The sequence below is a fragment of the Leptolyngbya sp. Heron Island J genome, assembly GCF_000482245.1.
GTDB lineage: Bacteria > Cyanobacteriota > Cyanobacteriia > Phormidesmidales > Phormidesmidaceae > Leptothoe.
The window spans coordinates 15,044-31,267 of record NZ_AWNH01000089.1 but is presented as its reverse complement, the minus strand read 5'-3'; the positions used below and the strand labels follow the sequence as shown (position 1 = coordinate 31,267).

Annotated in this window: 12 protein-coding genes; all 12 read left to right on the top strand. The window is 48.4% G+C overall.

Annotated elements, in window-relative coordinates; genetic code table 11:
• The coding region (locus tag N836_RS63735; RefSeq protein ID WP_023071803.1) for a transposase at positions 1–389 on the top strand (389 nt) is incomplete at its 5' end.
• Positions 358–1,065, top strand: coding sequence for an iron-siderophore ABC transporter substrate-binding protein (locus N836_RS63730; protein WP_071789088.1), 708 nt, complete (start codon positions 358–360; stop codon positions 1,063–1,065). The genes N836_RS63735 and N836_RS63730, both read left to right, overlap by 32 nt.
• 94 nt (positions 1,066–1,159) lie before the next feature.
• Positions 1,160–2,146 (top strand): helix-turn-helix transcriptional regulator, encoded by a 987-nt coding sequence (locus N836_RS63725; protein WP_081716957.1) that lies wholly within the window; start codon positions 1,160–1,162, stop codon positions 2,144–2,146.
• Between the two features lie 255 nt (positions 2,147–2,401).
• Complete coding sequence (locus N836_RS63720; RefSeq protein ID WP_023075266.1) at positions 2,402–4,690, top strand: TonB-dependent receptor; 2,289 nt, start codon at positions 2,402–2,404, stop codon at positions 4,688–4,690.
• A 4-nt stretch (positions 4,691–4,694) separates the two neighbouring features.
• Positions 4,695–5,624: an ABC transporter substrate-binding protein gene (locus tag N836_RS63715; protein WP_023075265.1), complete on the top strand. Its 930-nt coding sequence runs from the start codon at positions 4,695–4,697 to the stop codon at positions 5,622–5,624.
• A gap of 145 nt (positions 5,625–5,769) precedes the next feature.
• Positions 5,770–6,765, top strand: a complete 996-nt coding sequence (locus N836_RS63710; RefSeq protein ID WP_023075264.1) for a helix-turn-helix domain-containing protein — start codon at positions 5,770–5,772, stop codon at positions 6,763–6,765.
• A 275-nt stretch (positions 6,766–7,040) separates the two neighbouring features.
• Positions 7,041–7,742, top strand: a complete 702-nt coding sequence (locus N836_RS63705; RefSeq protein ID WP_023075263.1) for a phycobilisome rod-core linker polypeptide — start codon at positions 7,041–7,043, stop codon at positions 7,740–7,742.
• A 326-nt stretch (positions 7,743–8,068) separates the two neighbouring features.
• Positions 8,069–10,381 carry a TonB-dependent receptor gene (locus tag N836_RS63700; RefSeq protein WP_023075262.1) on the top strand — a complete coding sequence of 771 codons (2,313 nt, stop codon included), beginning with the start codon at positions 8,069–8,071 and terminating at the stop codon, positions 10,379–10,381.
• A gap of 4 nt (positions 10,382–10,385) precedes the next feature.
• Positions 10,386–11,321 carry an ABC transporter substrate-binding protein gene (locus N836_RS63695; RefSeq protein ID WP_081716956.1) on the top strand — a complete coding sequence of 312 codons (936 nt, stop codon included), beginning with the start codon at positions 10,386–10,388 and terminating at the stop codon, positions 11,319–11,321.
• A gap of 94 nt (positions 11,322–11,415) precedes the next feature.
• A complete protein-coding gene (locus tag N836_RS63690; protein ID WP_023075260.1) occupies positions 11,416–12,678 on the top strand; it encodes an MFS transporter in 1,263 nt (420 codons plus the stop codon).
• Between the two features lie 108 nt (positions 12,679–12,786).
• Positions 12,787–13,782: a helix-turn-helix transcriptional regulator gene (locus N836_RS63685; protein ID WP_023075259.1), complete on the top strand. Its 996-nt coding sequence runs from the start codon at positions 12,787–12,789 to the stop codon at positions 13,780–13,782.
• Between the two features lie 186 nt (positions 13,783–13,968).
• Positions 13,969–16,221: a TonB-dependent receptor gene (locus N836_RS63680; protein WP_023075258.1), complete on the top strand. Its 2,253-nt coding sequence runs from the start codon at positions 13,969–13,971 to the stop codon at positions 16,219–16,221.
• Positions 16,222–16,224: the final 3 nt, after the last annotated feature.

The following is a 16,224-nucleotide window of genomic DNA, read 5'->3' as shown; positions in this document are numbered from 1 at the left end:
CTCTGTTTTTTCAAGCCTTAGCTGCGCGCTATCCTAATGCGGACAAAATCCAGGTTGTGCAGGATAATCTCAACACCCATAATGTCAGTTCTTTCTATGAATACCTGACGGCTGAGGAGGCCTTTGCCCTTGCCCAACGGTTTGAGTTTCACTACACCCCAAAGTCAGCCAGTTGGCTCAATATGATTGAGATCGAGTTTTCGGCACTGGCTAGAGGCTGTTTGCATCAGCGCATTCCCACACAAGACCAATTAGAGCAAGCGGTGCTCGCCTTGGTGCAAGAACGGCATGACCAGCGTATCCGCATCCATTGGCAATTTTCAGTTGAGGCCGCACGCGATAAATTTCAGAAGCATTATGTCAAAATTCGAGAAGATAAGACTCTCTAAAACGGTAGAAAACTTACTTTCCAGTGTACTAAACCTGAGGCCAGATCTGATTTTAGGCTCAATGCTGGCAGAGGAGGGCTTTTACCAAAAACTGTCGCGCATAGCGCCCACCGTATTTGCTGAAGACAACGGACGCTATGGCAATTGGCAAGAACACTTTCTGCTCCATGCCGATGCCTTGGGGCAGCTGGAAAAAGCGGAGGAGTTATTGGCAGCTTACCAACAGCGAGTGGATAGACTTAAGGCCAAACTGAGGCCATCACCTCAAACCCTAACAGCATCCGTTATTTTTAACTGGCCCGGTGGAACTTCCGCCTTCACAACCCGCAGTTTTTCAGGGGCAGTCCTGCAGGATCTTGGCTTTAAGCGTAATCCAGTTCAGGACACCAGCGAGAACTATGCCATCCATCCATCAAAAGAAGAGCTGACCGCCATTGACGGCGATATTATCTTTCTAGTTTACAATTCAGGCAGTGAAGGCAGCATTACTAAAAAAGAGTTTGTCAGCGAGCCGCTGTGGTCAACGCTAAATGCCGTTGAACGGGGCATCGTGTGTGAAGTTTCTAGTGCGATTTGGGCAGGTGGGCGCAGCCTCCTAGCGGCCAATCAGGTTTTGACAGATATTGAAACATGTTTGGATTTAGGAGCAACGGAAAAGACTAAACGTGGTGAATAAATAACGACTGTTTTAGCATGGTTTTCCAATGCAATACATTGAGAATCATTACCAATAGTGCCATACTAAACGCAGGTGCGACGTTTGTTTGGTAATGGCTAAAATTCTGACAAGGTGTGAAGTAAACGCGATCATGCAGGAGTGTCGTACCAGCGGTCACCTTTCAGAATATACAGAAAGGTCAGAATACTGTGTTCGCCTTCCTCCCCCCCTAGGTCAGGGCTGGAAGCGTACAATTCAGCTGCGTCCAGGTCTGGCGCTGAATGTGAACAATGTTATGCATCGTCAGACCCATGTCTACAAAATCCGACACCATCTCCCATCAATGCCATTGATATTTCAGTACTATCTGGCCGGTGGCTGTCGAGTGGATAATGACGGTTTAGCGGGTGAAGTGGAAGAAGTCGCCGGTAAGAGCTATATGTTTCGTCTTCCAAACACGGGAGAAATTGAAGAGCACCCGGCAGGAAGACACAGCTGTCTTCGCATTCAAGTTGCACCGGAATTGATTTATGGGTTTAGAGAGCGCATCGACGAGTTTCCCACTGCCCTCAGAAACACCCTAGAAAACCCGGCTACAATCCTCTATCACCCTAGCCGCATTACATCGGCTCAACAACAGGTGCTACAACAGATTTTAGAGTGGCCCTACCAAGGGCTGGCCCGTCATCTCTACCTTGAAAGCAAAACCCTGGAACTGATAGCACTGTATCTAGATCAAGTGCTGACCGGGTCACCCCGGTACGCCACCCCAATCAAAGATATGGATCGTGTTCATGCCGCCAGAGATATTTTGATCCAAAACGCGATCGCACCGCCTTCTCTAACAGAACTGGCTCACCAGGTAGGACTGAGTGCGGTCAAGCTAACTCGTGGCTTTCGGCAGGTGTTTGATACCACTGTCTTTAACTATCTACGTGACTATCGGATGGAGCAAGCCTGTCAGCTACTACAGACGGGTAACCGTAATATTCAAGAAGTCGCCCGTAGCGTTGGCTACACTAGCAGTGATTCCTTTGCCAAAGCGTTCAAAAAGAAGTTTAAGGTGGCCCCCAGTCTTTATCTACAAAGAACTAGATAGCAACGATCGGCCAGGAAGGAAAACGCTAGCTCTTGAAGACAACATACGTCGGCAATCTATCTGTCAACGTTTTATTATTAGCAATAATTCTTAAATAACTCCTGTCTATGTACGGCTATTTTCCATAGGTGCGATCGCAGGTTGCAAACGTGGTTTAAAACAACAGTTGCAATCAGCCAAAGTCTTCTGCAGAAAGTTCGCCAATTAGGTTGTGACAGGTTTAGTTTTCAATGCGCAGTTAAGGTGTGAGGCATCATGACAATTCTATCTAAGCTGGTTAGCTACAAACTGCTAGCCGGTTTAATTTTGGCAAGCGTTATTCAACCGAGTTTTGCTAATGATTCCCTGGCTGAGGGGTTGTGGCTAGACAACAGTGCCGAAGATATTACCGCAACGGACATGCCGACACTGGTTCAAACACCTGCAGAAGATACTCAAGAGGCTGAAGAAGAGGCTGAAGAAGCTGAAGACGAAGACACCCTCCGCATTGTTGTTACCGCCACACGTACCGAAGAATCTGTCTTAGATGTGCCTCGCTCAGTAACTGTGATTGATCGAGAACAGATTCAACAGCAGCGACAGCTGACAAATAATTTGCCAGATATTCTGGGTCAACTCGTACCTGGGTTGGGGCCACCCACACTTCAGAATAGTACGCGTAATCTCTCACTACGGGGACGTAGCGCTCTGATTTTGATCGATGGCGTGCCACAAAGCCCGAATAGTGGGTTTAATACCGAGCTGAATACCATCGATCCCGATGTGATCGAAAGAATTGAGATTGTTCGCGGGCCGAGTGCCATCTATGGAGACGGTGCGACCGGCGGCATTATCAACATTATCACTCGTGCGGGTGGCGATAGCCCGGTGGTCTACGATTTGGGGGTCAGTACGTCTGTTGGCCTGACGTCCATCGAGGATGATAGCTTTGGCTATGGTGTCCAAATTGGTGCAAGCGGCTCAGATGAGCGTACGAGCGTACGGGCAACCTTGTCTTACGATGTGACCAACGCGCGATTTGATGCCAATGGAGATCGGGTCCCCCCCAACCGAGTGGCGGATACCGACCGGCTGGGCCTGTTTACAAAACTGGGGCATGAGCTGAATGACCAGCAGCAGCTGGGACTGACCTATAGTTTTTACAAAGAGAATCTGGACAATACCACCTTCTTCTCGGATCCATCGATTATCCTGATTCCTGGATTACAAACGGCCCGAACAATTGACATTGGAGAGATTGACTATGAAGAAGATCCTGAGCAGACCAACCACGTTATTAATCTGACCTATCGACACGAGGATCTGCTGAACTCTCAGTTTGATGCCCAATTTTACTATCGTGACACGGAGCTAGTGCAGCGATTTCAGGATATTCGAGGGCGGGGGCGACCTGACTTTCAGCCACAGCTCTTCCAAACCGCTCTAGATTCCTCAGAGTGGGGAGGGCGAGCCCAGTTTGATACTGAGTTTAGCGATAGTTTTAGTTTGCTATGGGGCGCTGACTATGGTCAGGAGGAAAATGAGCGTCTAGTGTTCGACTTGGATGGGGCAACCTTTGACGAAACGCGTAGCTTGGTGATCGCAGACGAATTAGGTCAAACGCCCAAATATGATTTAGAGACCTTAGGATTGTTTGCCCAGGCGACCTGGGATATTAGCGAGCAGTGGCAGCTCAGTGGCGGACTGCGCTATGACGAATTCGATGCGACTGTTGACGATACCGTCCTGGCGTTTCGTCGTAATGAAGATGATGTCCGCACTGGGGGAGATATCCAGGCAGATGATGTGTCGTTTAACACCGGGATCATTTATAAGCCAGTACCCGAGATTGGTCTATTTGCGAGCTTCTCTCAGGGGTTCTCGATTCCTGATATTGGGCTGAGTGCCGGGACCCGACTGCCCGTAGATGTGGATATCAGTAACGATGTGGAGCTGGAGCCCCAGCAGATCGACAACTTTGAAGTGGGTGTACGGGCTGAATTTGGGCAGGTGCAAGCCAGTTTATCGGGGTTTTACAACGAGTCAGATCTCGGCAGCAATCTACAGGTGAATGAAGATGGCCTGACTGAGTTGGTGCGGGCTCCCCAGCGCAACTACGGTGTAGAAGCGACTGTAGACTGGCAACCCAGTAATGTGTGGCGGCTAGGGGGCTACTTTAGTTGGAACGAAGGGGAAAGTGATGTGGATGACGATGGTGACTTTTTAGCGCTAAGTAGCTTGCAGGTGCAGCCCTATAAGGTGGGGTTGTATGTGGAAAACGACACCGCCCCTGGCTGGACCAACCGGTTACAGTTTCTGGGCGTAGGCAGTCGCGATCGCGCCTTTGACGACGATGTCGATAGCTTTGATGTTGACGGTTACATAACCCTGGATTTGCTTAGCAGTATTCGGATGGGGGATGGCACGCTAACAGTCGGCGTGCAAAATCTTCTGAACAATCAGTATTTGCCCATAAGTTCTCAAGAACGGGTGGGAAGTACCGAAGATCGACGCTTTGCCGCCCCTGGCATTAGCTTGAATATCGGGTATTCTGTTGAATTCTAAACCAATGTTCGATTTGCATTATCGCAAGATAACGAGCGGGCTAGCGGTGATGACACTACTAGCTGGCTGTCAGGCAGGTTCAGTTGCACCACCAGCGGCTGACTCTAGTCGCCCCATTGATCATGCCATGGGAAACAGCCAAATACCCCTGGTGCCTCAACGGGTGGTGACCCTAGACACAGCCCCGCTGGATGCAGCCTTGGCCTTAGGGGTTAAGCCCATCGGCACTGCTGTCTATGGGCAGCCCCCTGGATATTTGGGGAATCGAGTTGATGGCATTGAAATTATTGGTGACGGCAATCGGCCCGACTTAGAAACAATCTTAGCGCTTAAGCCAGACTTAATTTTGGGGTCAGCTATCGGCCATAACAGAATATACGGCAAACTCTCTCAAATTGCCCCAACGGTATTATCAGAGGGAAGCGGACGAGCCCATGACTGGCCAGAGAATCTCCGACTCTATGCAGAGGCATTGGGCCAGCCCAAAGCTGTAGATCAGCTATTACAAGACTATCGGCAAAGGGTCCAACAGCTGCAAGAACAAATCGGCCAGCCCCAGACACTAGAAATTTCGGTGCTATTGGTTTCTAACGATGTTGTCAGGGCATATACCACCGGCAGCTTTTCCGGCTCGGTACTGCAAGATGTTGGTTTTTCACGAACCCCGGCACAAGATGATGAACAAAAATATGCTTTGGAGCTGTCTCCTGAAGCGTTAGACACCCTTGATAGTGATTATATTTTTCTTATTTACTCCGCTTCCCGACCGGGACGATTATCAAAAGCTGAGTTTATAGCTGACCCCATCTGGTCTCAGCTTGAGGCTGTACAACAAGGTAGCGTTTGCCAGGTAGACAACGATGTTTGGATTACAGGTCGTAATATTCTGGCGGCAAATCAGATTTTGTCAGACATTGAAAAATGTTTGAGGTGAACAGAGCCGGAGCGAGCTATAGAGGCTGAACCAAATTAGAGAGCAGCGAGCGATTTTTTCATCGTACCCACAAATCCGCCATTCGCATATTGAGAATAATTAGCATTAGTGTCATACTAAATCAAAGTATGGTGGCGGCTTTGTAATGGCTAAAATTCTGACAGGTGCTGAGGTTAACGGAATTATTTCAGAGTGCCGTGCTGACGGGAGCCTTACAGAATATACAGAAGGAGCGGAGTCCTTTATTCAGACACCCCCAGCCTTGGGCCAAGGTTGGGGACGTCATATAGAGTTGCGTCCGGGCCTGACGCTAAGCGTTATAGATATTACTAAGCATCAGACCCATGTGTATAAAATTCGGCAGCATTCGCCATCTATGCCGCTGACATTTAACTATTATCTATCCGGTGGCTGTCAGATAAATAATGATGGTCTAAGTTCTGAAGAAGAAATAGCAGGGAAAAGTTATCTTTACCGGGTACCTAATACCGCAGAACTGGAGACGTATCCCGCAGGAAAACGGATATGTTGGTTTCAAATTCGAGTCGCGCTGGAGCTGATCCATGGATTTTGCGATCGCATCCACGAACTCCCTACTGCTCTCAGAAACACTCTGGAACATCCAGAAAACACAATCCTGTATCATCCCAGTCGCATTACCCCAGCCCAGCGGCAGATCTTACAACAGATTTTAGAATGGCCCTACCAGGGCATTGCCCGCCAGCTCTATTTAGAAGGCAAAGTGCTAGAGCTGCTAGCCCTGCATTTTAATCAGGTGATTATTGGCTCACCCCAGCGCTCCGCCCCCATAAAAGCTCGAGACGTAGACCGGATCTACGAAGCACGGGATATCCTAACCCAAAACGCCATTAATCCCCCTTCTCTGGCAGAACTGGCCCGTCGTGTACACCTGAATGAATTGAAGCTTACTCAAGGCTTTAAGCAGGTATTTGATACCACCGTTTTTGGTTACCTGTATAACTATCGGATGGAGCAAGCGTGCCAGCTATTGCACACCGGCAGTCTCAATATCCAAGAAGTTGCTCGTAGCGTTGGTTACACCAGCCGTAGCTCTTTTGTCGCAGCCTTCAAAAAGAAGTTCAAGGTTGCCCCCAGCATTTATCTCAAAAAAAGTGGCTAGATATTGACACCCAGACTTTTACATATCTTCACGATATACCCAGAGAGTTATTCAAATCACATTATTGATAAAGATTCTTATTTTCTCAAGGCACCTGGACCACTATTTCAGCTTGTTTTCCCCTGAAAAGTCTATTTTTCTGAGAAAAATGAGGCCAACCACATCAGTCAAGTAAACATAGTTATCGAGATTAATTCTTATTAATCAATACTCCTATAGGATGAAAGCACCTCGGTCAGCGCAATGCCGAAGAACCTTGTCATTTATTAAAACTAATGCAAATGCAAACGTTAGCAACTGACAATCAATTTATCCTGGCAGCTCAAAATGACTCTCTTGCTTTAGAGAACGTGGCATCGAGTCGGCCCAACACCCTGTCGGGTATGGACAAACGTGAGCGTTTACAGGCCATTTATCGGTGTTTATTTAAAGACAACCGTAACATTGATTTTCACCACAATCAGGCCCTTGACTCTGCTTATCTTAATAACACGCTAACGACACAGGCGATGGTGCGTGAGCTGATTTGCTCTGATATGTTTGTTAACTATATTTTGGCCACTAACAGTAACTATCGGTTTGTACAGCTTTGTTTTGAGAGGGTTTTGGGTCGACCTGCAATTCAATCAGAGGTCTTTCAGTGGAGTTCTCTCTTGGCTTCCGAAGGGATCAAAACATTTGCTGAATGCCTTACCTTTAGCGACGAGTACATGAATGCATTTGGCTTACATCAGATTCCCCATCGGCGCTCTCTTAAATTATTTTCCAGTGATCAAAACCTACCGGCGTTGCCCAAGGAGCTGAGCCTTAAGCGATATCAGGGGAAAGGTAATCTCACCCAGTTTAACTATACGGGTCCTGTGAGATCTCTTTTGAGTAGCAACACTGTTCCCTCTGTCCTACGTAGAATTGGCGGATTGGTAACTGTGACGGGTGCGATCGCAGCAGGCTACATGCTGATCGCCGTTGGCTTGTAAAGATTACGATTCGTCTGACAGTGCCTCACCGCCTTGATCTTAGCCCTATGGCTTTCGCTAATGTATGTTCCAACTGGCAAACCTCGGTGAGGCACTTTCCTATAGATGTTATTGTCCACCCGTATAAAAGATCGCTTCTGAAGACAAAACACTAGCTCTTGAAGACAGTCTGGCCTCAAACCTTGTTTGTCAGCACCTTATTATTGAAAACAATTCTTAGTTAAATTCTGTTATTACCCATAATGGCCGTTTTTACCGCAGGTAACGTCCGTCCATTATGTGCTGGCAGGTTTAGTTTCCAATGCACAATTAAGGTGTGAGACATCATGAAAATCTTCAGCAAGCTGGTCAGCCACAATCTGCTAGCTGGTTTAGTTTTAGCAACCATCGTTCAACCGAGTTTAGCCAGCAGCTCCCTAGCTGAAGAGTTCGGTCCAGAAGATAGCTCTGCAGACATGATCATAGTAGAACCGACACTAGCCCAGACATCTGTAGAGGAAGCGCCAGAGACTGAAGAGACTGAAAATGAGGATACGGAAGAATCGGAAAATGAAGATGCGGAGGCAGCTGACGATACTCTACGCATCGTTGTCACAGCCACTCGTACAGAAGAAGTAATCACTGATGTGCCCCGCTCTGTTAGAGTGATTGATCAAGAGACTCTTCAGCAGCAGCTAGAGATCAGTAATAATTTGTCCGATATTTTATCAAAGCTGATACCGGGTTTTGCCCCACCACCACTCCAGTCGGCAACCCGTGGCTTTACATTGCGCGGGCGTAATGCGCTGGTGTTAGTTGACGGCGTCCCTCAAAATGCCAATGGTCCCGGTGTTGATACGTTTAGTACAATTGCACCTGACTCGATTGAGCGGATTGAGGTGGTGCCTGGAGCTAGTGCAATTTACGGTGATGGGGCCACTGGCGGCGTTGTTAACATCATTACCCGTGCTCCTGTCGAAGACGGCATTGTTTACAATGCTGACTTTGGTGTGGTTGCATCTTTGACTAACTTGGATGACGATGGCAGTTTTAGCTATACGGGTGGCCTGGGCGTGGCTGCGGCAGAGGATGGAGCCGACATTCGGCTTTCAATAAACTATGACATCGAAAATGCTAAATTTGATGCCGATGGCAATCGGATTATTCCTATATCCGGCATTAACGACACTGATCGCCTGGGGATACTCGCCAAGCTAGGGTACGACATTGACAACAATCAGCGCTTCGGGATTACTTATAATTTCTTCCAGAACACTATAGATACCCAGTTCACAACAGATACAGCGGTGACTGCTGAGCCAGGAACTCAGATAGCTAGAACGTTATTCTTAGGAGAATTTGATTACGACGAACCGCCTGAGACAATCAATCACAATCTCAATCTTACCTATCGTCATGGTGATGTGTTTGGCTCTCAGTTAGATGCTCAGTTCTACCTCAACGACATTGAACAAGCCCAAGGATTTGGCGATCTAAGAGCAAACAATTTTCCAGACTTCTTCCCCGACCTTTTTCAGAATCTCTCTGAGGTCTTAGAGATCGGAACCCGAGTGCAAATTGATACGCCCCTGGGTGATTCTGCCAACTTGCTGTGGGGGGCTGACTACTCTCAAGAAGATAACGAGGTTGTGGCAGCATTTCTCGATCCGGCGGCTTTTGATGCCAATCGAGAGCTTAACATTATTGATGAGTTTTCCCTGTTTCCCCTCTATGAAGTCGAAAAGTTAGGTCTGTTTGCCCAGGCACGCTGGGATATTAGTGATCAGTTTCAAGTTAGTGGCGGTCTTCGCTACGACGATATTAGTTTCTCCGTAGAAGACTATCAGCTAGCGTTTCAATTTCCCCGTGAGCGTCAGGGCGGTAGCGGCAGTAATGATGATGTTTCGTTTAATGTTGGGCTGCTCTATCGGCCCATTCCGGAAGTAGGTGTGTTTGCCAACTTTTCCCAGGGGTTTTCAATTCCTAATTTAGGCACAGCCTTGTCCAGTGCTGCGCCTAATTTTGACCCTGATAACGATTTATTGTTTCAGCCCCAATCGGTGGATAACTTTGAGATTGGCGCGCGGGCTGAATTTGATACTATCCAGGCAAGTATTGCCGGATTTTACAGTGAATCGAGCTTAGGAGCTTCAGTTGTATTCGACCCTAACACTGGCTTTACAGAAACAGTGCGTGCCCCCCAGCGCAACTATGGTGTGGAGGCCACCCTTGATTGGCAGCCCAGTGATGTCTGGCAGTTAGGTGGGAATTTTACCTGGGCTGAGGGTGAAAACGATGTCGGCGATACTGGCAATTTTGATCCATTAGGCTCCCTAACAGTTCCCCCCTACAAGCTGGGGCTGTATGTGGAAAATCAGACCACACCTCGTTGGTCCAATCGATTACAGCTGCTGCTAATAGGCGATCGCGATCGCGCCTTTGATGAAGGCGTTGACCCCTTTGAAATCAACAGCTACGTGACGCTAGACCTCATCAGCAGTTTACGACTGGGCCCCGGTCGCCTGATCTTCGGTATTGAAAACCTATTAAATAATGACTATCTTTCAGCGGCTGCCCAAGAACGCGTTGCCCCATTTGATACGCGACGCTTTGCATCCCCCGGTACCACGATGAGTGTGCGGTACGCACTTGAATTTTAGCCCTATGGCCAGCAGCGTTTACAAAAGATTAATCGGGTTAATTTTGTGCGGTTTGTTGACTAGCTGTCAACAAACCGTTCAACCGACTTCTTCTGACTTGCCTATGCGCCCCATTCAGCATGCTACGGGCACAGCCCAGGTCCCCGTTTCACCTCAACGAGTTGTTGTTTTAGACTATGCCCCCTTAGACACCGCACTAGCCTTAGATGTGATCCCCGTTGGTATGACAGAAGTGCCAATTTCCCCTATTTATCCAGAGGTAATCAATGACATCACGGTGGTAGGCAAAGGGTTACAGCCCAATTTAGAAACGATTCTGAAGCTTAAACCAGATCTGATTTTAGGGTCTAAAGTTGGTGCGAATAGATGGTATCGACAACTATCAGATATAGCTCCAACAGTTCTCACAAAAGATAACGGACGCGAAGGTAGCTGGCAAGAAAACTTTCGACTCCATGCTGATGCCCTGGGACAGGCTGAACAGGCCAAACAAATCTTAGCCGCTTATCAACAGCGAGTTGATACTCTCCAAATTGAGCTGCAGCAGCCTCTACAAACCATGACAGTATCCGTCATCGCCAACTGGAGTAGAGGCGTGATAGCCTACAGTGCCGATAGTTTTCCAGGTTCGATTTTACAAGATCTTGGCTTTGAGCGCAATCCATACCAAGGCCAAGGTAAACGCTATGGTGTTCTATTATCAAAAGAGGAGCTATCGGCCATTGATGGCGATATTCTTTTTTTAATGCATCAATCCACAGATGACAACAGCATTGCTAAAACAGAGTTTATTAGCGATCCGCTATGGTCAACCCTAAATGTCGTCAAGCAAGGCATTGTTTGCGAAGTGGACAGTACCACCTGGGCTGGGGGGCGCAGTATCCTGGCTGCAAACCAGATTCTGACAGATGTGGAACTGTGCTTATCCCAAGAAAAATAAGTTTCTCACACCAAAAACACTAGTCTCTATTCGCTAATGTGCTTAAGGGTGGGCATAGCCCCACCCTTTTTTATGTTTGCCCCGCTCTTAATTTATGCGCACCTTTACTCTTATCTGGTTTGGTCAGCTGGTGTCCACCCTGGGTACCTACATGACGTTCTTTGCCCTCACACTGTGGGCCTGGGATACGACTGGTTCAGCAACTGCGCTGGCACTGGTGGGATTCTTTTCACAGCTGCCCAAGATACCGACAACACTATTTGCAGGGCTAATTGTTGATCGCTTTAACCGCAAATATCTGATGCTGCTGGGAGATGTCGTAGCCGCCCTGTCCACGATAATTATTGGCGTTCTATATCTCACGCAGCAGCTGCACATTTGGCACCTTTATGCTGTTGTCATTTTTTCTGGAAGCTTTGGCCAGATTCAAACCCTAGCCTATCAGGCATCAATTTCTATGATGGTGCCCAAACGACACTACACTCGCACTGGTAGCATGGCATCCATTGTTCACTATGGTTCCAATATTGTCGGTCCTGCTTTAGCGGGTATCCTGTATCCACTCATTGGTCTGTCGGGCATTATCTTGGTTGATTTATTTACATTTGCGATAGCTTTTGCCACGCTGTTAGCAGCGACCATACCCCAACCCAAACAAAGTTCTGAGCCCGATCAGCTTATCAACACGCTTACCTTTGGATTTCGCCACGTCTGGCAACAGCCTAGCCTCAAAGCCTTGTTATTGATCACTATTTTGTTCACCTTGGCCCACGATTTGGGTAGAGCGCTTTACAGTCCGATGATTTTGGCACGCACTAACGGCAGTGCTCAAGCCTTAGCCAGCATCTCTGCTATAGCTGGAGTTGGGGGTGTGGTCGGAGCGATTGTTGTCAGTCTTTGGGGTGGTCCCAAACGTCGTATTAATGGTGTGCTAGGCGGATATATCGGCGCAGGTCTGAGTAAAACGATATTTGGTCTGGGACAATCCCTAACGGTTTGGTTGCCAGCGCAGCTTTGCTCATCCTTGAATTTTCCTTTATTAGGCAGTGCCCGCAGCGCGCTATGGATGGATAAGATTTCCCCTAATATCCAGGGTCGAATATTTGCCGCCAATAGTCTAATTATTCAGGCCACAAGCGCTTTAGCTGCATTACTGGCAGGACCATTGGCCGATGGACTATTAGAGCCTGCCATGATGCCAGGAAGACCATTATCTCATCTCCTCAGCCCTAGCTTTGGTAGTGGTCCCGGTGCTGGCATGGCTGTCCTGTATACCTTATGCGCGGTGATGATGCTACTGGTAGGTATAGGTGGGTTCTTGATCCCTAGCCTCAGGGCCATCGAAACAAGGTCTTGAGAGCGTCCTGGCTAGACCTACATAGCTTGTCAGGAATACGCACATGAATATTGAGAACGAATAGCAATAATGCCATACTCTAGTAGAGTTCTAACCGCGATGACATAGATGGCTAAGGTGTTAACAGGTCCTGAAGTGGATGAAATCATAGATGAATGCTGTGCCAATAAAGAAGTTGCATGGTATCAAGCAGGGCCTGAGTCTTTTTGGCAAATGCCCCCACCATTAGGCTGGGGCTATGGGCGTGAAATCGAACTGCGACCGGGCCTATGGCTAACGGTTACTGACTACAGGAAACGTCAAACCCATACCTATGAATTTCGACATTCGCCAACTAGGCCCCTAAGTTTAGCTTTTTATCTCTCCGGCGGCAGTCGTATGGATAATGCGGGGCTAAAACTGTCTCAAGAAGAGGTGGCAGGCAAAAGTTATCTTTATTGTTTACCTAACACGCCTGAAATTGAGATACATCCGGCTGAACATCACACCTGTACCATTAGGATTCGAATTTTGCCGGAGCTGATTCCGACATTTAGCGATCGCATTCACGAACTCCCCACCGACCTCCGGCATGCCATCGAGCATCCAGAAGACGCACTGCTCTACGCCCCCAGCCGCATTACCCCATCTCAACAACAAGTACTGCAACAAATTTTGCAGTGGCCCTACCAGGGCATCACCCGACAGTTTTATCTAGAGAGCAAGGCTCTAGAACTGATCGCCTTGCACCTCAGCCAGATGCTGCCCAAGTCTTCCAGCCAGGGCAAATCCTTAATCGCCCGAGACATCGATCGAGTTTACCAGGCACGGGATATCCTGATTCAAAATATGACCAGCCCTCCATCGTTGCCGGAGCTGGCAAAGCAAGTTCAGCTCAACGAACGCAAACTCAAGCAAGGATTTCGTCAGGTCTTTGACAACACCATTTTTGGCTATCTGCACGATCATCGTATGGAGCAAGCTCGACAGCTATTGCAGGCGGGCCAGCTCAATATTCAAGAAACCGCCCGCTGGGTAGGCTACGCTAGCCGCAGCTCGTTTGTGGTGGCCTTTAAGAAGAAGTTTGAGGTACCGCCTAGCCAATATCTTAAGAACGTAGGGTAGGGATACGCCGACAAAAGTCCGGCTGCAAAACAAAATAGTCCCGCTAGGAAACACAGCACACCAAAAGTCAGTAGGTAAATACCCTAGTATTGATAACAATTCTTAACTAGTGGAGCCTGCCTGGCAGGCCAAATGTCTCTGACGTTTGACCCTGGGGGCTCAGTGCAATTGTAGGTGTGAGGAATCATGAAAATCCAAAGTAAGTGGGTTGGCTACGCAATGTTAGCCAGTCTAGTTTCGGCAATGTCAGCTCAATCAGTTTTTGCGCTGGATATTCCCCAGATTGAGGCAGAGCAGCTAAGCCAGGCATCTCCCGAGCCGGAAAATGAGGAAACAGATGATGATAACGAGGAAGCTGCCGAAGATTCTGCCCCCCTAAGGATTGTTGTTACTGCCACGCGTACTGAACGAGATATTTTAGAAGTTCCTCGCTCCATCACAGTCATTGATCGAGAGGATATTGAACAACAGCTGCTCTTCAATAACAGCTTGGCAGATATCCTCGGTAGGCTAGTACCTGGCTACGCGACACCTCCTGGAACGACTGAAACTCAACCACGGGGGGGACTGCGGGGTCGCCCCATTGTAGTCCTGATTGATGGCGTACCCCAAACACCCAATAATGACGGATTTGGCTCTAGTTTAAGAATAATTGACCCAGAGCTGATCGAACGTGTTGAAGTGCTGCGCGGGCCCAGTGCTATCTATGGCGACGGTGGTACCGGTGGCGTTGTCAACATCATTACCCGCAGACCCACCGAAGACTCTATCAGCTATGAATTTAGTACGGGTGTTAATACCAGTCTCACCTCAAACCAGAATGATCGCTTTGGCTACAGCGGCACGTTTGGTGTGTCGGCGGCCGATGAGCAGGGTGATGGGGTGCTGGCAATCTCCTACGATACGGTCAATGGTCAGTTTGATGCCGATGGTGACCGGATCATTCGCAACGGCATCAACGACACCGACCGGCTAGGGCTGCTCGCTAAAGTGGGCTTTAACCTAACCGATGAGCAGCGTTTGGGGCTCACCTATAACTTCTTTAAAGACGAAACTTTCAGCGACTTCACCATTGATAATTCTGTGCTGGCCAACCCCGATGCAGAATTTGGTCGGGCCTTACGGATTGATGTTGACTATGAGGAACCACCGGAACAAGTCAACCATGTTCTTAATCTCACCTACCGCCACGAGAACATTCTAGGTTCACAGCTCGATGCCCAGGTCTATTATCGCGACACTGAGCTGGTGCAGATTTTTACAGATCTAAGAGGGCTGGGTCTACCGCCTTTTTTCCCCGCTCTCTGGCAAACCACCCTGGATGACACCGAAATCGGCGGGCGCTTGCAAATTGATACCCCTTTGGGTAATTCAGCAAACCTACTATGGGGGGCCGACTATTCGCAAAATGACACCGCGTCACCACTCTTTATTGGAGACGTAGCAACGTTCAGCGCTACTGGCCGCATCGACATCATTGACACTAGCCTGGATCGCTTTGCAGCCTACGACTTAAACAGCTTAGGCCTGTTTGCCCAGAGCAGTTGGGATATTACCGACCAGTTTCAAATTAGCGGTGGCCTCCGCTATGAAAATGTTGATCTCTCGGTGGAAGACTACAATCTAGCCTTCCGATTTCCTCGCGAACGTCAGGGAGGGGACAGCAGCTTTGATGATGTGCTGTTTAATGCGGGTTTGCTTTATCGACCCATTCCAGAAATTGGAGTATTTGCCAGCTTTGCTCAGGGATTTTCAATTCCTAACATCGGTGACTCACTGCAGGGCGTACCGCCAGTGTTTAACGTTACCGATGATTTGCTCTTGGATCCTCAAAAGGTAGATAACTATGAGATTGGCCTGCAGTTTGAGTTTAATCAGCTGCAGGGAACCCTGGCAGGTTTTTACAACGAGTCTGACCTCGGTAGCACGTTAACCCTTGATCCAGTCACCGGGTTTCCCGTCGTCAATCGTGCCCCGCAGCGTAACTATGGTGTAGAAGCCACTCTAGATTGGCAGCCCAGCGATACTTGGCGATTGGGCGGTCTATTTAGCTGGAACGAGGGTGAAAGCGACATAGATGACGATGGCGATTTTGAAGAACTCAGCCTGCTAGAGATAGAGCCTATCAAGGTGGGGCTATACGTTGAAAATCAGACAACGCCAGGATGGACCAATCGGTTTGATGTATTTCTTGTGGGTACTCGTGACCCTAACGATAGCGATGTTGCCGGTGGTTTGGTCAATTCCGTTGGAGACTATACGACCGTAGACTTTACTAGCAGCATCAATTTAGGGCAAGGCAAGCTCAGCTTGGGCATTGGCAATCTGTTCAATGAACAATATGCCAGCGTTAGACAACAAACATTTGGTCAGGCTGTTAGCCGCATTGCCGCAGCCCCAGGACGCACCTTCCAGATTCGTTATTCTGTTAGCTTTTAGAGA